This window comes from Pseudoprevotella muciniphila, from assembly GCF_003265305.2.
GTDB lineage: Bacteria > Bacteroidota > Bacteroidia > Bacteroidales > Bacteroidaceae > Alloprevotella > Alloprevotella muciniphila.
The window spans coordinates 2086556-2106700 of record NZ_CP033459.1 but is presented as its reverse complement, the minus strand read 5'-3'; the positions used below and the strand labels follow the sequence as shown (position 1 = coordinate 2106700).

Genomic DNA, 20145 nt, shown 5'->3' with positions numbered 1-20145 from the left:
CGCTCTGAATGGGCAAAAGCGCTATGAATCAAGAATTTACGCAAATCTTTTTTGTTTGCATATCTGCTTTTGCGCTTACAGCGCGCCAATGCTTTTGATCATACACCCAGGGCGCTACCCCGGGCTTTGCGCTTTTGGGGCTTTCAGCCCGTTTACCGGACACCTATAGAAACTTTTACCGAACACCAATAATTATTTTTTACCTAACGGCTATAAAATTTTTGTTTACAATTTTTAACTTTGTTGCAAATTTTTCGTCTAAAGTATTGAAGAAAGAAATCAAAAGAATGATGTGATGAGAACGGTTTGCCATCGGTTATTGGTTATAGGCATTTGGCTGGTTGCCACGACTGCCTTCGGACAGGAGTTTTCTCTGGAGCAGAAGAACGACACACTTTCGTTTCTGACGCTTAAGACCGACTCCACCTGCGACCGTTGGGAACTGCCCTACCCCGTCTATCAGTTCTGCACAGGCGATGTGGACGGCAACGGCAGCACTGACGCCATGGTGGGAGTGGTGAAGAGTACGCGCTACTACAAGGAGAAAGGGCGAAGAATTTTTATCTTCAAGAACTACAACGGCTATGTGCGTCCACTCTGGATGGGGTCAAAATTGGGCGGCATTCTGGAAGACTTCCGTTTCAAGGACGGACTCATCCGAAGCCTTGAAACCACGAAAGACGGAAAATATGTGGTGGCAGAATACCGCTGGGCGCATTTCGGTATGGGTTTTGAGCGGTTCCTCATCAAGAACGTTACAAGAGAAGAAGCGATAAGTATTTTCTATCAAGACTAAAACAACAATCCGGACTTTATAATCATTATACCCATGAAAAAGTTATTCTTAACCTTAGCAAGCGTTATTGTCGCAATGACAATGAACGCACAGAAGAAGCCCCACCCCGTCATCATTCCGGGCAAAGCCCACATCGACGTGGAGCGACTCAACAAGAAACTACCCCTCAACATTGACGTGAGCAGCCTCTCCATTGCAGAGACACGCATCCTGCGCAATGCCCCGGCAGCACGACAGGGCTATTGCTTCATGGAAGGCGACCTGCGCGGACTCTTTGATGCCACCTCGTGGTATTCTGAAAAGATGTGGGACCGCTATTCGAAAGAAGAAGACAACAAGGCAGCACCTATTAAGTATTCACCAGAAGAGAAGGCTTTCATCAAAAAGTTAGAAGACCATGAAAACCAATTGAAGGCAAAGAACAACGATGTGCCTGACGGCATGATGACCAATATGGACAACATCATCAACCCATTCCAGTTGAATGATTTCGAACCACGCCTCTACAACGCCATCGCCAAGAATGGTTTTGCCATCGTGCCTGACAAAAAAGATCAACTCTTCCACATCTATGAGAACAACGACTACCGCCAGTTCCCCAGTTTCGTAACGACAGACCTCTATCTCCAGGCATTCCACATGTTCTTCGACTGCCTGCTCAAAGAGACGGAGCAACAGAAATTCTCGCCGATGGTAACGGATTTCATCAAGCAGAACTACGACCTGATGAAGCAAGAGGCAGCCACAGCCACCGATGCTAAAATAAAGGCTGCAGCAGAGCACAACACCGCCTACTATGCCATTGCATACGCCCTGATTACGGGGAAAGTTCTGCCAGTGGCAGCATCCTACACTGAAATGGTGAAGGAAGAGATAGCACACGTGAATGATGCCGGGACCTTCTACTCCGAATTCCTGGGCTACACCTCTGAAAGAGAGATGCCCAAGTTCATCTACAACATCTATCGCCCACGCGGACACTACACCCGCAACGAAACGCTGCAACGCTATTTCCGCGCCATGATGTGGCTGCAGAATGTGCCCTTCGGCACAGACAAGGACGACCAGTTGCAGCAAGCCCTGCTCATGGCACAGACTGTGGGTAGCAATCATAAGTTAACCAAGATGTACAACGACCTGACCGCGCCTATCACCTACCTGATGGGTATGCCCGATGACGTCAGCATCTTGCAGGTGTATAAAGAAATACAGAAGAGCGGCTGCACACTCACCGAACTCTTCAACGACGATGCCAAATTCGAAGCCATCCGCACGGCTTTGGAAGAATTGTCGAAGAAACAGTCGCGCATCAAGCCCAAATTCCTGATGTCGAGCGCATACAAAATATGCCTGATGCCACAGCGCTATATGCCCGACGGAGAAGTACTGCAAGAAATGGTTGACTATGACAATTCACCCACATTGCGCGGCACACCCAAGGGACTCGACGTACTCGCTTCCATCGGCATTTCACCTGCAGAGCGCATACTTATCGAAGAACTCAAAGAGCAGCAGAACTGGAACATGTTCACCAGCAACCTGGAACGCATGAAGACCCGCATGGGAGAGATTGACTGGGACCAAACAGTGGCAAACAAATGGATTGCTTCGCTGAAGGATGTCAACAGCAAGAATAAAAAATATCCCAACTTCATGCAGACACCACAATGGGAGAAGAAAAACCTGAACACGGCACTTGCCTCATGGGCAGAACTCAAGCACGATGCCATCCTCTATGCCAAACAACCCATGGCTGCCGAGTGTGGCGGCGGCGGACCTCCCGACCCCATCGTGAAGGGCTATGTGGAGCCCAACATCGCCTACTGGACCAAAGCGATTGAACTCATTGATGCCACGATGGACGTACTGAAACGCTTTGGCCTCGAAACAGAGAAAGGTACCACTGCGGCTGCCGACTTGCGCGAACAAGCCGAATTCCTGCTCAACTGCAGCATGAAAGAACTTGCAGGACATAAACTCACTGAACAGGAATACAACCAGATAAGAGTGATTGGTTCTACTTTCGAATATATCACGCTGAACCTCGTTACAGAACCTGATGAATTCCTGTCGGAATGGAGCGAAGTGAACGGCGCTGACAAGTCGATAGCCGTCGTGGCAGATGTCTATACGGCGAATGGCCTTAACAACCCAAACAAGTCTGTCCTCTATGAAGCAGTCGGTCCTGCCCACGAGATTTATGTGGTAGTGGAAATCGACGGCTACCTCTACCTCACGCGCGGTGCCGTATTCTCCTATCGTGAGTTCCAGGAAGATGTTGCCGCTCCGCGTACCACAGACGAGGAATGGCAGAAGAGTCTGGAAACACAGCCCGACAAGGGTATTCCCAACTGGATGAAGGAAATCATCGTACCTTTGGAGAAAGAGAGCCTCGACAACGAGTATATTTTCTACAGTTCAGGATGCTAAGCCAACTGCTCATCGCCATGCTGATGGCAAGCGACACGCTGACCATCACGTTTACCGGCGACATACTTCTCGACCGCGGTGTTCGACAATACGTGGAACACCGCGGCACAGACTATGTTTTCTCACATTTCGTGGATTCTGTCTTCCGGCACAGCGACCTCGTCGTAGCCAACCTCGAATGCCCTGCCACGAAAATCCGACAGCCTGCCTACAAACGCTACATCTTCCGCGCCGAACCCGAATGGCTACTGTCACTGAAACGGCATGGCATCACCCACCTGAACCTTGCCAACAACCACAGCGTTGACCAAGGCAGGACAGGACTTGCCGACACGAAGAGGAACATCGAAGCGGCAGGAATGATTCCGGTAGGCGCAGGCGACAACATGACAGAGGCTGCAAGACCTGTCCTGCTGGCTTCATCGCCGCGTAAGGTTTATCTCCTGACCTCCCTGCAGATGCCGCTTGAGAATTTCTCCTACCTGCCCGAAAAGACATCGGTCAGTAACGAACCCCTCGACTCCCTGCTCGTTAAGATTCATCGGCTGAAAACCTCAGACCCACAATGCTGCGTCATCGTCTCCCTGCATTGGGGAGCAGAGCATACCCTGAAGCCGGCACCCCAGCAACGCCGGCAAGCCCATCAGTTGATTGACGCCGGTGCCGATGCCCTGATTTGCCATCACACCCATACCATGCAGACCATCGAACAATACAAAGGGAAACCCATCTATTACAGCATCGGCAACTTCATCTTCGACCAGAAGAAACCTGTCAACTCGAAGGCATGCATGGTGAAGATGATCATCACCAAAGATTCGTCCCATACAGAGACCATACCCATTGAAATCAGGGAGTGTGTGCCCTGCCGGGCAGAATAACCCAAATGCAATTTGTTCTTGGCAAAATGGTACGTTGGTACACAACTTTTTAAATCTTCTCAGAAATAAAGCACATAAATCGCTATTTTTCATGCTTTTTCTCTAATTTTGCGACGAAAAGAAAAAGATAAACCTTCACATCTTTATGAGGAATTATTTTATAACGGCAATCCTTGCCGTTGCATTTGTTTTGTCTGCCTGCGCACAGACAGAAAATACCGACAATGCTGCACAGCAGGGCAATGCTGCCGAAAGTGTTGCGAAGCAGGGCAACGACTCCGTCAATGTGGTCATTCTCGGCGACTCCAACACATGGATAGGCGGCGACGATTGCGACAAGCCCAAAGGCTGGAACTATTGGTTCAGGCGTTTCTTTGCGCCTGCCACATGCAAGAGTTATGCCCGGAGCGGAGCCACGTGGACCAATACCAACGTGACCAAATACAATGTGGAAGAAAATATCGGCCGTCTGGGCAACGACAACGTCATCTACAATCAGGTTTGCCGCCTGAAAAACGCTGTCGGGAGCGGCAGTCAGGTAAAGCCCGACCTTATCATCATCGGTTGCGGTACAAACGATGCATGGTTCCTCAGCAAACGCCCCAAGGCTTTAGACACAACTGCAGACCAGGCTTTTGCCTATCGCGATGGTTTAATCACATCGAAAAAGCCCAGCCAGGTGCTCTCTCTTGCCGAAAGTGTACGCTATAACTGTGAGATACTAATGGAGGCTTTTCCCGAAGCGCAGATCATCCTGCTTGCACCCTTACAGACCACGGCAACAAGCCCGGAACTTATACGCAAGACAGCCGAAATCATTGAAGGTTGTGGCAGTCATCTCAGCCTAAACGTCATCCGTCTGGATCGCGATGCAGGCATCTATGCCACACAGGAAAAGGTGGCTTTCAGGTACACTTATGACGGCACACACACCTCCGAGGCTGGCGCACGCCGCATAGGTGCATACGTAGCGCGCCAAGTGGGCACGATACTGAACATGTAATCATCCTTCAGGACACACATTAACATCCCTTAAAACAGATATATCACATCATGGTTTTCTCCGACCTTTTTTTCCTGTTTGTCTTCCTCCCCGCGTTCATGCTCTTCTATCTGGCAGCAACGTGGATAGACAATGCCACATCCGGAGACAAAATCCGGAAGAGTTGCACCTGCCGCAACTTCGCGCTCGTTATCTTCTCACTGATATTCTACGCATGGGGCGAACCGGTCTATGTATTCCTCATGCTGGGCAGCGTGGTGGTCAACTACTTTGCGGGAAGAGTCATCGACAGTCAGGAACGCCACCGCAAACTGGCGCTCATCATAGGTCTCATTTGCAACCTCGGCATACTCGCCGTGTTCAAATACCTCAACTTCTTCACCGAGATACTGTCCAACATCGGACTGCACGTTGACAACCCCCACATAGCATTGCCCATTGGCATCAGTTTCTACACCTTCCAGTCGATATCCTACCTCGTCGATGTTTATCGCAGGGAGTCGCCGGCACAGAAGAAGTTCTACAACCTGTTGCTCTACATATCGATGTTCCCGCAACTCATAGCAGGTCCTATTGTGCGCTACGACACTGTGGCACGCGAAATCAGCAACCGCCATGTCAGCATGGACGACTTTGCCGATGGTGTGTTCCGTTTCTCCCTCGGATTGGGCAAGAAAGTGATTCTCGCCAACCAGTTCGCCGTCATAGCAGACCAGTTCCTCAAGGACGGCATAGGCGACCTCACCACCCATGGCGCATGGCTGGGCATAGCCGCCTTCACCCTGCAGATCTATTTCGACTTCTCTGGCTATTCGGACATGGCAATAGGTATTGGCAGATGCCTCGGATTTCATTTCAAGGAGAACTTCAACCACCCATATTGCTGCGACTCTATGACCGACCTGTGGCGCCGCTGGCACATCAGCCTCGGCAGTTTCTTCCGCGACTATCTGTACATCCCGCTCGGTGGCAACCGAAGGCATCAGATGCTCAACATCTTCGTGGTATGGTTCCTCACAGGTATGTGGCATGGTGCCAGTTGGAACTTCATCCTCTGGGGACTCTACTTCGCCGTTCTCCTCGTTTTCGAGAAGCACACACTCCTCAAGATGAAGAAGGCTGTGCTGGATAGGAAACAAAACCTATTCACGAGAACTTTCATCCTCTTTCCCGGATGGGTTTTCATGCACGCATACGCTCTCTTCTTCCTCGTGCTGGGCTGGGGCATTTTCTATTTTGAAGATCTCAGCCAGTGCGGTTCTTTCTTCACGGCACTCTTCGGTGGCGGGAAGGAAAACGTCCTGCTGACCACCCAATCTGTTATCTACGACAACTTCTGGCTTTGGATAGTAGGCATTTTGTTCTGCCTGCCTATACGCAAATATGCAGCCAGGACTGTTACGGTGATTACAGGCAAAGGTAGCAAGGCTGAAGATGTGATTTTCACCACGACGCGCCTCGCTTTTACGCTCGCAGTGCTTGTCATCAGTGTGTCGCTACTTGTAGGCGCCACAAACAACCCGTTCCTCTACACAAGATTTTAATCCGGATGAAAAAAATCATATTATTAGCAGTCATAGCATTCTGCCTCACCACACAGGCTGAAGCACAGGAAAACGATTTCCCGCCCGTAAGATGCGGCACGTATGTGAACACAGTGAATGCCGATGCGCCAGCCCGCAAAACGGCAAAGGGACTCATCATTGCCGGCAAGGGTGCAGAAGTGCGCGCTTTCTCGGCTTACAGTGTATCCACAAGCGGTTGTGACGCCTACGCTGCCGCAGCAAACAAATACAAGGAAACATTTGGCGACAAAGTGGATGTTTACTGTATGCCGGTGCCCACGCAAAGTTCGTTCTACACACCCGATGCTGCAAGTGCATGGTCGAGAAGTGAAGCAGACGGTATCAACCGCATCTTTTCGCAACTGCGCGACGACGTTATTCCCGTCAATGTGTTCGACACGCTTGGTGCACATGCCGCAGAGCCCATATACAACCGCACAGACCACCACTGGTCGCCCCTCGGCGCATACTACGCTGCACGCGAATTTGCCGCTGTGGCAGAAGTGCCCTTCCGCGACCTCTCCTCGTATGAGGAACACGTCATACCAGGCTACGTAGGCACGATGTATATGTACACCAAGGACATGGAAGTGAAGAACAACCCTGAAGAATTCGTGTACTACACGCCAAAGGACATCGAATACACCACCACTTTCATAGACTACAAACTCTCCAAGGACCGGAAGACCATCATCGGTACCTCGGAGCCGTTCGAGGGACCGTTCTTCAAGGAACGGCAGAACACGGGCGCGGCATACCTCACCTTCGTAGGCGGCGACTCGCGCATTGTACGCGTGCAGACACCCACCAACAACGGCAGGCGCGTCCTTCTGCTCAAGGACAGTTTCGGAAATGCCATAGCCGGCTATCTCTTCTATTCTTTCGAACAAGTACACATCGTGGACTGTCGCTATTTCAAGAAAAATATCAAGAAATATGTGGAAGACAACGGCATCACCGACATCGTGTTCGGCAACTGCATCGTCCTGGCACAAGCCCCGCAAACACCAAGAGCCTACGAGAGATACCTCGTACAGTAAAGACCATATACCGACTAAAACAGCACACCCAAAAAGATGAAAGGATCGTCCATATACACAGGCTTAGTCATGACTGCATTTGCAGGTCTGACGATAGTTTTCACCACATTCCCCCGAAGCAGTTTCTCACAACTCGAAAAAAGGGATTTGGCAGAACTCCCGGACTTCTCCGTGGACAAACTCACGAAGGGGCACTACACCGACTCTGTTTCGAAATGGTTCAGCGACACCGAACCTTTCCGCGACAAGTTCCTGCAACTCAGTATGGAAATCAAGAACCATCTCGGACTGCCCAAGGACGAGAACTCCGTGTCGTTCCACGCCGAAGCGGGCAGTGCTGACCCCGAAAGTGCCATATTGGATGACGACAACCGCGAGGTGGGCGAATACACCAACAACGTTACCCGCGACGAGAAAGCAAAAGTGGCAAGCCGCGGCATCATCATCGTGGGCAGCGGACCAAACGTAAGAGCCCTTCAGGCATACGGCGGCGAGGCAACGGGAGGCAGCAGGTATGCCGAAGCAGCCAACACCTACAAGCGCACTTTTGGCGACAGAGTGAACGTATATTGCATGGTTATCCCGACCGCAACGGCATACTACTGTCCCGAACAGGCAAAGAAACTCACAAAACCGCAGAACCTCACCATCAACAACATCTACAGCCTACTCGACCCGGACGTAAAGGCAGTGGACATTTACACACCCCTCGGGCAACATGCCAACGAAGACATCTATCTGCGTACAGACCACCATTGGGCACCGCTCGGAGCCTTCTATGCCGCACAGCAATTTGCGAAAGTGGCAGGAGTTCCATTCAAGAGCCTCGATTCGTACGACCGCCACGTCGTACATGGCTATGTGGGTTCCATGTACGGCTACTCCAAGGACATCGCCGTGAAGAATGCACCGGAAGACTTTGTCTATTGGACACCGAGAGACATCGACTATAACACCACCTACATTAACTATACCGTTGATAAGGATTACAAAGTAACAGCGGAGTCATCACCTCGCACAGGTGCCTTCTTCTTCAAATACCCCGACGGTAGCGGTGGTGCTTACTGCACATTCATGGGCGGCGACACGAAGATTGCCCAAATACGTACAGGCACCAAGAACGGACGACGCCTCATCATCCTCAAGGACAGTTACGGCAATGCACTGCCAGGATACCTCTTCTACTCTTTCGAGGAAATCCACGTCATCGACAATCGCTATTTCACGAAAAACATGAAAAAGTATGTGGAGGACAACCACATCACGGACATCCTCTTTGCCAACGGCATTTTCAGGGCATATTCTCCCAATATCTGCGATGTCTATACCCGCTTCCTCAACCAAAACGGCGCCATCACACCTCAAAATGAGACAGACAAGCCGCAAGAGAAGAAGCAGGACAGCAACGCTAAGAATGCTGCCGGAAAAGGTGCTGAAAAGAACCAAAAAACTGCAAAACAGGTAAAACCAAAGACCAACGCTGAAAAGCCCAAGAAGGCAGAAAACGCGGCACACGCCACAAAAAAGGACGACACACCACCGGCAGGAAAAGCACCTGAAGCAGAGAAATCTGTTTCTTCAGGAAGAGCACATTCCTCAAAATAGACAATTGAGAGTGGAGAGTTTTTTCACAACTGCTTTAACATTTGCTATACATCGCTCAGCGGGAACCTATCTGCAAAATCACCACTATTGGGTATTTGAAGTATAAAAAAATGAAGTAATTTTGCAGTTTATAAACCAAGACAGGCCTTTCGGCTGACAAAAGGGACTAATCAAGATAACTGTGAATCTTTCGGAATTACATAATGGCGAATCAGGATATGTGGAGCGCATAGAGGGCACCCTGGCTTTCCGCACCCACCTTGAAGAGATGGGGTTTGTCGTTGGGCAGAAGGTTACGCGTATATACAATTCTCCGATAGGCACACCCGTGGTTTATGCCGTAATGGGAGAGAGGGTGGCACTGCGCGATGAAGAGGCACGGCGCGTGAACATTGCCAATGAGCCGATTTCCACAGAAGAACTGATACATTCCCCAAACAGTACCAAGACAGGCAAGGACTCTTCCGGCATGACAGGCAGCGAAATTGAGGAGGACCACCACCATATTTCTGCCGACGTGAGTTGCCACGATGCCCAGGAGGCAGAAGGCGATGGGACACACGTCTGTACCAACTGCCATGAGGCCGTGCTCGAAGGCTGTGGCGGATGCCCCAACTGTTCGAAGCCCAACGTGGTGAAACCTGCCAATCCGGACGATATTACTATAGCACTCGTGGGCAACCCCAACTGCGGCAAGACGGCATTTTTCAACGCAGCAAGCGGCGGACACGAGCGAACGGGAAACTATGCCGGCGTAACGGTAACGAGTGTGGTAGGCGAAATGGACCTTGACGGCCATCATTTGCGCATTATCGACTTACCGGGCACTTACTCACTGAAAGCCTACAGCCCGGAAGAGGCATACGTGGCACAGGAACTGAGCAAAGGCAAGGTTGACGTCATCGTGAATGTGCTCAATGTGAACAACCTTGAGCGCAACCTGATGCTTACCCTGCAACTGAAAGAATTCGGGCTTCCCGTTGTCGGTGCCCTGAACATGTACGACGAATTCCGCAGCAGCGGCAGCACCCTGCAAATGGAGACGCTTGCAGAGCGGCTCGGAATGATATTCATACCTACCGTGGCCAGTAGCGGCGAAGGTGTGAAAGAGACTATCCGGCAAGCCTTAGATGCAGCCCTCTCCAATAAGGCTGCCACCGAAGAACACCGCGAAAACCGCCGCGAGATATTGCAAGCCATTCGCAACAAGGAGCGCAGCAATGCACAAGCCAATGCCAAAGTGCGCGGACTGCTGGAAGGCATCTATGAACTGAAAGAAGGGAAACAGAAGAAACGGACACTATTCCTGGACCGTCTGCTTGTGTCGAACCCTGTGTCCTACATCTTCTTCCTGCTCATCATGTGGATTATTTTCCAACTCACGTTCTTCGTAGGACAATATCCCATGGATTGGATAGAAGCCGGTGTGGATTGGCTGAAAGATACCATCAACGGTGTCCTGCCTGAAGGTTGGCTCAATTCGCTGTTGACGGAGGGCATCATAGGCGGTGTGGGAGCGGTCATCGTGTTCTTGCCGAACATTCTCATCCTCTATCTGCTCATATCTCTGCTCGAGGACTCCGGCTACCTCGCCCGTGCTGCCACGCTCGCCGACCCACTGCTGAAAAAGGCGGGACTGCACGGAAAGTCGTTCATACCCATGCTCATGGGTTTCGGCTGCAACGTACCGGCAGTGATGGCAACACGCACCATCGAAAGCAGGAAAAGCCGGCTCGTTACCATGCTCGTCATACCATTCATGCCGTGCAACGCACGCATACCCGTATTCCTCATCTTTGCCGGCGCTTTCTTCCCCAAAAGTGCAGGAACAGTGATGTTCCTCCTCTACATGGGCGGCATAGTGGTGGCATTCCTTTCTGCCATCCTCATCAACAGATTACTTCATAAACAGGGCGACAGTCATTTCGTGATGGAGATACCCCCCTACCGCCGCCCAATGGCAAAGAGCGTGCTCAGCCATACATGGGAACGCGGACGCGAATACCTATACAAGATGGGACACGTCATCCTTGTGGCAAGCGTCATCATCTGGGTGCTGCAATACTTCCCGAGGGGTGAAGCAGGCGAAACGGAGCAACAGCAACAGGAACAGTCGTATCTCTCCACCATAGGCAAGGCGGTACAGCCTGTTTTCGCACCACTCGGCTACAACTGGCAGATGACTACGAGCGTCCTTACCGGCATCAGCGCAAAAGAACTGATGGTCAGCACGCTGGGCGTAATCTATGGTGTAGATGCCGATGAAGTGGACAGGGATATGGAAGCCGGAAACAGCGAAGAGGCGGGACAGACTTCACTGGCAACACGCATCAAGGCTGAAGGCACCACACCAGCCCAGGCACTGAGTTTCCTCATCTTTGCCCTGCTCTACATCCCATGCATCGCTACCATAGCAGCGTTGAAAAATGAGAGCGGCAACTGGAAATATGCGCTGTGGGGCACGTGTTACACCTTTGCCGTGGCATACATCGTGGCGCTCCTCGCCTACTGGATAATGGCTTAGACATAACAAACAAAAAGACATAACATAAATTATTCACATTGGAAGGGATTAACGAAATTTTCACTTTTATCAACGGCTACCTTTGGGGTTGGCCCATGATTGTGTTGCTGCTTGGCACACACATTTTCCTGACTTTCCGACTGCGTATTCCCCAGCGCAAGTTACTGACAGCCATCAAGTTATCCGTAAAGAAGGACAAGAATTCAGAAGGCGACGTGAGTCAGTTCGGTGCACTTGCCACCGCACTTGCAGCCACGATAGGAACGGGTAATATCGTCGGTGTGGCGCTTGCCATCACCACCGGCGGACCGGGTGCCGTGCTATGGTGCTGGGTGTGCGGACTGTTTGGCATAGCCACGAAGTATGGCGAAGGCCTGCTTGCCGTGAAATATCGTGTGCAGACAACCGACGGAAAGATGCTCGGAGGTCCGATGTATGCCTTGGAGCGCGGACTGAACATGAAATGGCTGGCTGTGCTTTTTGCCATATTCACTGCCCTCGCGGCATTCGGCATAGGCTGTACGGTGCAGGCGAATGCCATATCCACACTGTCGTTCGACACGTATGGCGTGGCACCATGGATGACAGGACTCATCATCACCCTCCTCGCTGCAGCAGTATTGTTGGGCGGTGTGAAGCGCATAGCACAGTTCTGCGGAGCACTCGTGCCGTTCATGGCAGCGTTCTACATCATCGGTTGCATCATTTTGCTCATCTACAACGCTGAATACGTATGGCCCGCCATCAAACTGATTGTGGAGAGTGCATTCAACCCATCTGCGGCAGGTGGCGGATTTTTGGGAGCCAGTGTGATGATTGCAGCACGCTACGGCATAGCACGCGGACTGTTCTCTAACGAGAGCGGTATGGGTTCTGCACCTATCATAGCGGCAGCGGCACGGACGAAAAACCCTGTGCGCCAGGCACTCGTTTCATCAACGGGCACATTCTGGGACACTGTCGTTATCTGCGCCATTACGGGCATCGTATTGGTGAGCAGCATACTCGCCTATCCCGACATTGATTACAGTAGCGGAGAGATGCTGACAAAGATGGCTTTCTCTAAAATACCTTTCGGACCGGAAATCCTTACCGTCGCTATCGTAACATTCGCACTCAGCACCATCCTCGGGTGGAGTTACTACGGCGAAAAGGCGATGGAATACCTGGTCGGACAGAAAAGCCGGTTTTTCTACAGAAGCGTGTACGTCATTGCGGTGTTCATCGGCAGCATCATCAACCTCAGCATAATCTGGAACATAGCAGACACACTGAACGCACTCATGGCGATACCCAACCTCATCTCGCTCCTCCTGTTGAGCGGCGTAATGGCGAGAGAAACAAAGAAATACCTTTGGGAGAACAGACTCGACGAGGAATAAGGAGATAGCAGAGAATCTGACTCTTGACGCTGATTATATCTTCGCTTCGCTTGATGATTCTTGCAGTAGCAAGCGAGCAAAACTCGAGCGACGCGAATGCCTACGGCGCAGTATTGTGGAAAATGGAAAGTCAGTTTTTCACCGCAAGGCCATTCGCGTCATCGCCGAGCGAAGCAATGGCATAATTGGCGACATAAACGAAAAAACTTCGTGTCAATCTGCGTCCTTCGCGTTCCAAAGCCCTATCTTTGCAACTCAAGAACAAAACATAACAAAAGAACAAACAATGAAAAAAAGCGTATTCATCCTTATTGCCACACTGCTGTGTTCCGTTTCGTGCAACGGTAACGACGGGCGCACCAACGGCACCGACAATCAAGACAGCACAAAAAGCGAGGCAACACAGGCTCAGCAGAAGCCGAACCCCAATCTGCCAGACACGATGACCATCTCGATGACGGGCGACATCATGATGGGCACCACCTATCCGTCCGTACAACTGCCACCTCACGAGGGACGCGACGTATTCATCGACACAAAGGCGATTACACAGCGCACCGACATCGCTCTGGGCAACCTTGAAGGCACGTTGCTCGACGGTGGCAGGTCGCGCAAGGGCAGCGGACCGCACAGCTTCAGTTTCCGCACTCCAACCACCTACGGGCAATGGCTCAAAGACGCCGGTTACGACTACGTCTGCCAGGCCAACAACCACGCCAAGGACTTTGGCGACGAAGGCATCGTCTCTACAGAGAAAGTGCTCAACGAGCAAGGCATCAAATACAGTGGCATTGCCGGACGCACCGAATCGGCTGTGGTGGAGCGCAATGGCGTGCGCTACGGTATCTGCGCCTTCGGACATAACAGTTACACGCTGAAACATGCCGACCTCGCCAACGTGAAGCGCATCATCGACGACCTCAAGACAAAGAGCGACATCATCATCGTTACCTTCCACGGTGGAGCAGAAGGCAAGGACCGCGCGCATCTGCCGCAGGGACAAGAAACATTCCTCGGAGAGAACCGCGGAGAACTGCGCAAGTTCACCCACTTCTGCATCGACAACGGGGCAAGTGTGGTGTTCGGACACGGACCACACGTCTGCCGTGCCATGGAAGTGTATAAGGGGCGTTTCATCGCCTACAGCCTTGGCAACTTCTGCACACCTTACGGCATGAGCCTCTCAGGCATCTCCGGCTACGCACCGGTAGTGGAAATCAGCATAGGCAAGGATGGCGCCTTCCAGAAAGGAAAGATCCACTCTTTCATACAGCAGAAGGGTGCCGGACCGCGTAAAGACCCGACAAATGCCGTGGCAAAACAGATTAAAAGCCTCACCGAAGCAGACATCACAGGCTCACCAATACGCATAGACAACGAAGGAAACATCACGCTCGAGTGAATTAGCATAAGGATAATTATGTAGTTATCGAAGTTATTGAAGTTATCGAAGTTAATGAAGTTAATGACGATACTTTGGACCGATAAATATTATCAGCACAAGGTAACGTCGTTAACTTCGAGCGAAGCGATAACTTCAATAACTTCGTTAACTTCAAAGAAAAATGAGGTAACGTCGTTAACTTCAAAGAAAAATGAGGTAACGTCGATAAATTCAAGAATTACCGGTTTTTTTTCGCATTTCGGACGAAAACCACTAATTTTGCAGAAAACAATCAGGAAATATGCGAAAACTCCTCTCTTTCATACTGCTTATATTGCCCCTCACCGCTATGGCACAATCCGCCATGCCCATCATGGAATATGTGGACTCCACGGGCGCCACCGTAACCGATGAAACCAGTTACGACGGTGCACCAATCAGCGTTAACTTCTACGCCAACCCGCAGGACGTAGGCAATTACAAGGCATACTACGAATGGGACATCTACTGCACCTACACCAACAAGGACGGCACCACACTCGCTAACGACACCATCAAGCGTTTTCAGGAAAACACCACATACAACTTCGAACAGTCGGGCTCGTACGTCATACAACTTTTCATCACGTTCTACAACGAAGGCGATACCATCGAGTACGTGCAGGAAGAACCTTTCAGCGTTTTCATCAGCCAGTCGCAACTGGAATTTCCCAATGCCTTCACACCCAACGATGAAGAACCAAACAATATATTCAAGGCGAGAAATCAGCAGAGTATAATAGAGTTTGAAGCCGCTGTGTTCACACGAAGCGGGCGTAAAATCTATGAATGGAAAGACCCCGAAGGCGGATGGGACGGTAAGGACGGCAGCAAAGACGCACCCGACGGGGTGTATTACCTGCACGTCAAGGCAAAAGGAGCCGACCGGCGTGAATACAAAATCAACCAAGCCATCACGCTGCTCCGGAAATATCGCGAAGACACAGGCATCACATCTGAATAGACCAACAAAACAGTAGCACAAACCGCCATGTCGCACGTTACAGGCGCAAAAGAACTCCGGCTGCTCCTCATACTGACACAGAACAGGGGCATCACCACCGATGAACTCTGCGAAAGACTCGAGATGAGCCGACGGACACTCTTCAGATACCTCGAAACACTCCGCTACATGGGATTCGGCATACGCCTCAGCAACGGCTGCTACAGCATCGACCCCGCATCGCCCTTCTTCAACCAACTCACGGGGCGCATCCACTTCTCAGAAGACGAAGCCATCACCCTGCAGCGTGTGCTCAACAGCGTAACCGACAAAACGCCCGGCGTGCGCCACCTGCGCGACAAACTCGCTGCCCTGTACGATGCCGGCATCATCGCTTCGCACAGCATAGATGAGCACGTGGCGCAAAACATCAGCCAAATCTACCAAGCCATCAGAGAACGCAGAATTTGCGTGCTCGAAAACTATACCTCGGGCAACAGCCGGAAAACGTCCAACCGCATCGTTGAGCCCTACCAACTCCTCGCAGGAAACTCCGAAGTGCGCTGCTTCGAGATAGCATCGCAAAAAAATAAGACCTTCAAAATCAGTCGCGCACAAAGTGTCAAACTCCTCGACCTCAACTGGAGCAACGAAAAACAACACAAACAGGTCAGCCGCGACATCTTCCATTTCTCCGGCGAAGAGCGCAAACCCATCTGCCTGCGACTCGGAAAACTCGCCACAAACCTACTGATAGAAGAATACCCCGAATCCATCGCAGAACTCGAACGCTACGACGACGGCACCAGCCGACTCCGAACGGAAGTCTGCAGTTTCATAGGAGTAGGACGCTTCGTCATCGGACTCGCCGACGATATCGAAGTGGAACAGTCAGAAGAATTCAAGAACTATCTGAAAACAATCGCTGAGCATTTAATATCCAAATTCCACTAAACAAAAAAACGTGTTAGTGAAATTCATGGTTTTTCCTGAAAATTTAACATTTAAAATTCATTAGTGTCAAATTTTGACACTTTCTGTACGGACCTTTGCAACAGAAATCAAGCAAGGGTCCGCTTTTTTTTGCGGCTCTGTAAAAACAAAAGCATCATGAAACAGACCATCTCAATCAGCAAACCAACCTTATCTGAAAAAAATATGAACCTCACATCACGCATAGCCAACTGGACACCCATCGTCCGCCTTGCAGCACTCTACAGCGCGCTGCTCGAAGAGCCCGTCTCCCCCATCTGCACACTGCGCATCCTGAACGCACAACTCGCCCTCTTCGCGCTCTGCCTCACCGCCAACGCCGGCATAGTCGTTACAACCATCTGCCTCACATGGTTCGCACTGAGCATCTATGCCTGCAAGAAAGACTATGCAACCGGTCATTGACACCTGAAAAGGACAACCACCATAAAAGAAATTTCCATCTGCTAACCATAACCTGCATACACCATACACTGTATGCCCACCACGGGAAATGCTCAACACGGCATTTCCCGTTTATTCTGTCATTGGCATCATGATTTATTTTCAAGAATTTTAGAATTAAAGAATTTCAACATCTCAAAGAGATCATCTATTCTCTAATTCTTGATTAGATAAAACATGTGACAGAGAAATATCAAGAATTTCAGAATTATAGAAACTCTGGACACGAAGAGATGTCATAAAAATTCTATAATTCTCCAATTCTTGATTAGATAAAACATGTGACAGAGAAATATCAAGAATTTCAGAATTATAGAAACTCTGGACACGAAGAGATGTCATAAAAATTCTATAATTCTCTAATTCTTGATTAAGAAAATGATATTGTTGACTTAGAAAACTTCCATAATTATATTAACTTTGCGCTTGAAGCCAACTATAAATAAGATCTATAATTCTCAAATTTTTGATAATAAATAACTTTCTATGAGTAATTACATACATCAAGAGGAGGCGAGAATCTTGTTGGGATTAGCGTTTCAACTGCATAACGAATTAGGATGTGGATTCAAAGAGAAAGTTTATCAAGATGCTTTTGAAGTTTTGCTGCAAGAAAACAGCATCCCATACGAAAGGGAAAAACACATTCAAATGACCTATCACGGAGTCTTACTTCAGCACGACTTCTACTATGATTTCCTATGTTATGATAAAATCGGAGTCGAACTCAAGGCACATAATGATATTCTTGGAGAGTTTGAATCCCAACTAATTAACTATCTTCACGTTGGAAACCATCAATTAGGACTATTATTGAACTTTGGCACGACAAGTTTACAGTACAAATTCATACCAAACCATCAAGACTACAAACCTTCAAGATTATGAAACTCCTATTACGAGAATTCAAGTTTTGCAAGTTGTCAAGTATTTCAATATCAGATTGTTGTATTTTCAAGAATTGAAGAATTAAAGAATTTATTTCATTGCCGATTATCTGAAAGGGTATGAATGGAAGAAATGGGTGTACTGATAATAATAATTCTTAAATTTTTCGCATACGCTCAACAACACGTCTCAAATTCTTGACATATAATCACTTGCGAAAGTTGAGTTACGAGAATTATTTATAACATACCAGCTCAAGAAAATTCTATAATTCTCAAATTCTTGACATATAATCACTTGCGAAAGTTGAGTTACGAGAATTATTTATAACATACCAGCTCAAGAAAATTCTATAATTCTCAAATTCTTGAAAAAATCATCATATTGAAGTATGAGCAAGTTCTACGAGGTTTAGGACATCATTAAACCTAATTCGTCAGTTGAAACTGACAAATTGTATGAGAATCCTAAAGAAAACTGCAACCTGTATGGTAATCAGCCGAAAAATGCGTAAATTTGCAGGTTGAAATATACGGCATGGGGGTTCGTGCCATAAAAAGACAATAAAAAAACAAAACAATATGAGAAAGAAAGCATTACTAATGATTCTCGATGGTTGGGGCATCGGCGACCGCCAAAAGGACGACGTTATCTACAACACGCCGACACCGTTCCTTGACCACCTCAACGCCACATACCCCAACTCGCAACTCCTTGCGAGCGGTGAGAATGTGGGTCTGCCCGACGGACAGATGGGTAACTCGGAAGTGGGACACCTCAACATCGGTGCAGGACGCATCGTGTATCAGGACCTCGTGAAGATAAACCGTGCCTGCAAAGACGGCAGCATACTTGAAAATCCTGAAATCGTGAGTGCCTACTCCTACGCCAAGGAGAACGGCAAGGGTCTGCACCTGATGGGACTGACCTCTACCGGCGGTGTACATTCCAGTTTCGACCATCTGCTCAAACTCGTGGACATCGCCAAGGAATACGGCATTGCCGAGCGCACATACGTACACTGCTTCATGGACGGTCGCGACACCGACCCCAAGAGTGGCAAGGGTTTCATCGCCGACCTTACAGCCCACTGCGACAAGCAGGGCGCACACGTGGCATCCATCATCGGCCGTTTCTACGCCATGGACCGCGACAAGCGCTGGAACCGTGTGAAGGTGGCTTACGACCAACTCATCGAAGGCAAAGGCAAGCAGTGCACCGACATGGTGCAGGGTGTGCAGGAATGTTATGACTCCGACACGGAAGAGCACAAAAACACTGACGAGTTCATGGAACCGCTTGTTAACGCCAACGTTGACGGACGCATCAAGGAAGGCGACGTGGTTATCTTCTTCAACTATCGCAACGACCGCGCCAAGGAACTCACCATCGTACTCACACAGCAGGACATGCCCGAAGAAGGCATGCATACCATTCCCAACCTGCAATACTACTGCATGACGCCCTACGACGCTTCCTTCACTGGCGTGCACATCCTCTTCCCGAAAGAGAACGTGGAGAACACACTCGGCGAATACCTCAGCAGCAAGGGGCTTACCCAACTCCACACGGCAGAGACAGAAAAATACGCACACGTTACCTTCTTCTTCAACGGCGGACGCGAAGCACCCTTCGAAGGCGAAGACCGCGTGCTCGTGCCATCACCGAAAGTGGCTACATACGACCTCAAGCCGGAAATGAGTGCCTACGAAGTGAAGGACAAACTCTGTGCAGCCATCAGAGAAGACAAATACGACTTCATCGTTGTCAACTTTGCCAATGGCGACATGGTGGGTCACACCGGTATTTACGAAGCCATTGAGAAGGCAGTTGTCGCTATCGACAGTTGTGTGAAAGACGTCATCACAGCAGCACAGGAGACAGGCTACGAAGCCATCATCATAGCCGACCACGGCAATGCCGACCATGCACTCAACGAAGACGGCACACCAAACACGGCTCACTCGCTGAACCCCGTGCCCTTCATCTACGTTACGGAAGACAAGGACGCAAAAGTGAAGGACGGCATACTCGCCGACGTGGCACCCAGCATCCTCCACATCATGGGCATCGAACAGCCCAAAGAGATGACCGGCAACGACCTCATCACAAAGTAAGAAAAGCGAGGAAACCTCGCAACACAACGGAAGAATAGAATTATAGGCAGGAGAGAAACGTAAAAAGAGAACTCCTGCCTATACTTTTTTTGGAAATAGAACAACTATTTT

Annotated in this window: 16 protein-coding genes; all 16 read left to right on the top strand. The window is 49.8% G+C overall.

Features of this window, described 5'->3' with window-relative positions; all coding sequences use genetic code 11:
* Positions 1–295: 295 nt before the first annotated feature.
* The 16 genes from C7Y71_RS08430 to gpmI all read left to right on the top strand — a co-directional run bounded on the left by C7Y71_RS08430 (position 296) and on the right by gpmI (position 20034).
* Entirely contained in the window at positions 296–796 is a 501-nt protein-coding gene (locus C7Y71_RS08430; protein ID WP_111899204.1) for a hypothetical protein, read from the top strand.
* A 33-nt stretch (positions 797–829) separates the two neighbouring features.
* The gene (locus C7Y71_RS08425; protein WP_111899205.1) at positions 830–3226 is read left to right on the top strand and encodes a DUF3160 domain-containing protein; all 2397 of its coding nucleotides are present in this window, start codon (positions 830–832) and stop codon (positions 3224–3226) included.
* Positions 3220–4107 carry a CapA family protein gene (locus C7Y71_RS08420; protein ID WP_111899206.1) on the top strand — a complete coding sequence of 296 codons (888 nt, stop codon included), beginning with the start codon at positions 3220–3222 and terminating at the stop codon, positions 4105–4107. Before C7Y71_RS08425 ends, C7Y71_RS08420 begins: the two co-directional genes overlap by 7 nt.
* A gap of 145 nt (positions 4108–4252) precedes the next feature.
* Entirely contained in the window at positions 4253–5110 is an 858-nt protein-coding gene (locus C7Y71_RS08415) for an SGNH/GDSL hydrolase family protein (RefSeq protein ID WP_111899207.1), read from the top strand.
* A gap of 50 nt (positions 5111–5160) precedes the next feature.
* Positions 5161–6654, top strand: coding sequence for an MBOAT family O-acyltransferase (locus tag C7Y71_RS08410; protein ID WP_111899208.1), 1494 nt, complete (start codon positions 5161–5163; stop codon positions 6652–6654).
* A gap of 5 nt (positions 6655–6659) precedes the next feature.
* Positions 6660–7715: a DHHW family protein gene (locus C7Y71_RS08405; protein ID WP_111899209.1), complete on the top strand. Its 1056-nt coding sequence runs from the start codon at positions 6660–6662 to the stop codon at positions 7713–7715.
* 36 nt (positions 7716–7751) lie between these two features.
* Positions 7752–9320: a DHHW family protein gene (locus tag C7Y71_RS08400; protein WP_111899210.1), complete on the top strand. Its 1569-nt coding sequence runs from the start codon at positions 7752–7754 to the stop codon at positions 9318–9320.
* Positions 9321–9501: 181 nt separating this feature from the next.
* The gene (gene feoB / locus C7Y71_RS08395; protein WP_111899211.1) at positions 9502–11844 is read left to right on the top strand and encodes a ferrous iron transport protein B; all 2343 of its coding nucleotides are present in this window, start codon (positions 9502–9504) and stop codon (positions 11842–11844) included.
* A 38-nt stretch (positions 11845–11882) separates the two neighbouring features.
* Positions 11883–13226: an alanine/glycine:cation symporter family protein gene (locus tag C7Y71_RS08390; RefSeq protein ID WP_226943422.1), complete on the top strand. Its 1344-nt coding sequence runs from the start codon at positions 11883–11885 to the stop codon at positions 13224–13226.
* Positions 13227–13249: 23 nt separating this feature from the next.
* Positions 13250–13411: a hypothetical protein gene (locus tag C7Y71_RS11865; protein WP_193215885.1), complete on the top strand. Its 162-nt coding sequence runs from the start codon at positions 13250–13252 to the stop codon at positions 13409–13411.
* Between the two features lie 101 nt (positions 13412–13512).
* Positions 13513–14628 (top strand): CapA family protein, encoded by a 1116-nt coding sequence (locus C7Y71_RS08385; RefSeq protein WP_111899212.1) that lies wholly within the window; start codon positions 13513–13515, stop codon positions 14626–14628.
* 283 nt (positions 14629–14911) lie between these two features.
* On the top strand, positions 14912–15613 hold the full coding sequence (locus C7Y71_RS08380) for a T9SS type B sorting domain-containing protein (RefSeq protein ID WP_111899213.1): 702 nt from the start codon (positions 14912–14914) through the stop codon (positions 15611–15613).
* 27 nt (positions 15614–15640) lie between these two features.
* On the top strand, positions 15641–16546 hold the full coding sequence (locus C7Y71_RS08375; RefSeq protein ID WP_111899214.1) for a helix-turn-helix transcriptional regulator: 906 nt from the start codon (positions 15641–15643) through the stop codon (positions 16544–16546).
* A gap of 156 nt (positions 16547–16702) precedes the next feature.
* Positions 16703–16990, top strand: a complete 288-nt coding sequence (locus tag C7Y71_RS08370) for a hypothetical protein (RefSeq protein ID WP_146739485.1) — start codon at positions 16703–16705, stop codon at positions 16988–16990.
* A 525-nt stretch (positions 16991–17515) separates the two neighbouring features.
* Complete coding sequence (locus tag C7Y71_RS08365; protein WP_111899216.1) at positions 17516–17917, top strand: GxxExxY protein; 402 nt, start codon at positions 17516–17518, stop codon at positions 17915–17917.
* Positions 17918–18498: 581 nt separating this feature from the next.
* Positions 18499–20034, top strand: a complete 1536-nt coding sequence (gpmI, locus tag C7Y71_RS08360) for a 2,3-bisphosphoglycerate-independent phosphoglycerate mutase (protein WP_111899217.1) — start codon at positions 18499–18501, stop codon at positions 20032–20034.
* The last annotated feature ends 111 nt before the right edge of the window (positions 20035–20145 follow it).

Excerpts from the sequence above, each read along its gene's own strand:
- C7Y71_RS08430 (WP_111899204.1), top strand. The coding sequence starts at position 296 with ATGAGAACGGTTTGCCATCGGTTATTGGTTATAGGCATTTGGCTGGTT.
- C7Y71_RS08425 (WP_111899205.1), top strand. The coding sequence starts at position 830 with ATGAAAAAGTTATTCTTAACCTTAGCAAGCGTTATTGTCGCAATGACA.
- C7Y71_RS08420 (WP_111899206.1), top strand. The coding sequence starts at position 3,220 with ATGCTAAGCCAACTGCTCATCGCCATGCTGATGGCAAGCGACACGCTG.
- C7Y71_RS08415 (WP_111899207.1), top strand. The coding sequence starts at position 4,253 with ATGAGGAATTATTTTATAACGGCAATCCTTGCCGTTGCATTTGTTTTG.
- C7Y71_RS08410 (WP_111899208.1), top strand. The coding sequence starts at position 5,161 with ATGGTTTTCTCCGACCTTTTTTTCCTGTTTGTCTTCCTCCCCGCGTTC.
- C7Y71_RS08405 (WP_111899209.1), top strand. The coding sequence starts at position 6,660 with ATGAAAAAAATCATATTATTAGCAGTCATAGCATTCTGCCTCACCACA.
- C7Y71_RS08400 (WP_111899210.1), top strand. The coding sequence starts at position 7,752 with ATGAAAGGATCGTCCATATACACAGGCTTAGTCATGACTGCATTTGCA.
- C7Y71_RS08385 (WP_111899212.1), top strand. The coding sequence starts at position 13,513 with ATGAAAAAAAGCGTATTCATCCTTATTGCCACACTGCTGTGTTCCGTT.
- C7Y71_RS08380 (WP_111899213.1), top strand. The coding sequence starts at position 14,912 with ATGCGAAAACTCCTCTCTTTCATACTGCTTATATTGCCCCTCACCGCT.
- C7Y71_RS08375 (WP_111899214.1), top strand. The coding sequence starts at position 15,641 with ATGTCGCACGTTACAGGCGCAAAAGAACTCCGGCTGCTCCTCATACTG.
- C7Y71_RS08370 (WP_146739485.1), top strand. The coding sequence starts at position 16,703 with ATGAAACAGACCATCTCAATCAGCAAACCAACCTTATCTGAAAAAAAT.
- C7Y71_RS08365 (WP_111899216.1), top strand. The coding sequence starts at position 17,516 with ATGAGTAATTACATACATCAAGAGGAGGCGAGAATCTTGTTGGGATTA.
- gpmI (WP_111899217.1), top strand. The coding sequence starts at position 18,499 with ATGAGAAAGAAAGCATTACTAATGATTCTCGATGGTTGGGGCATCGGC.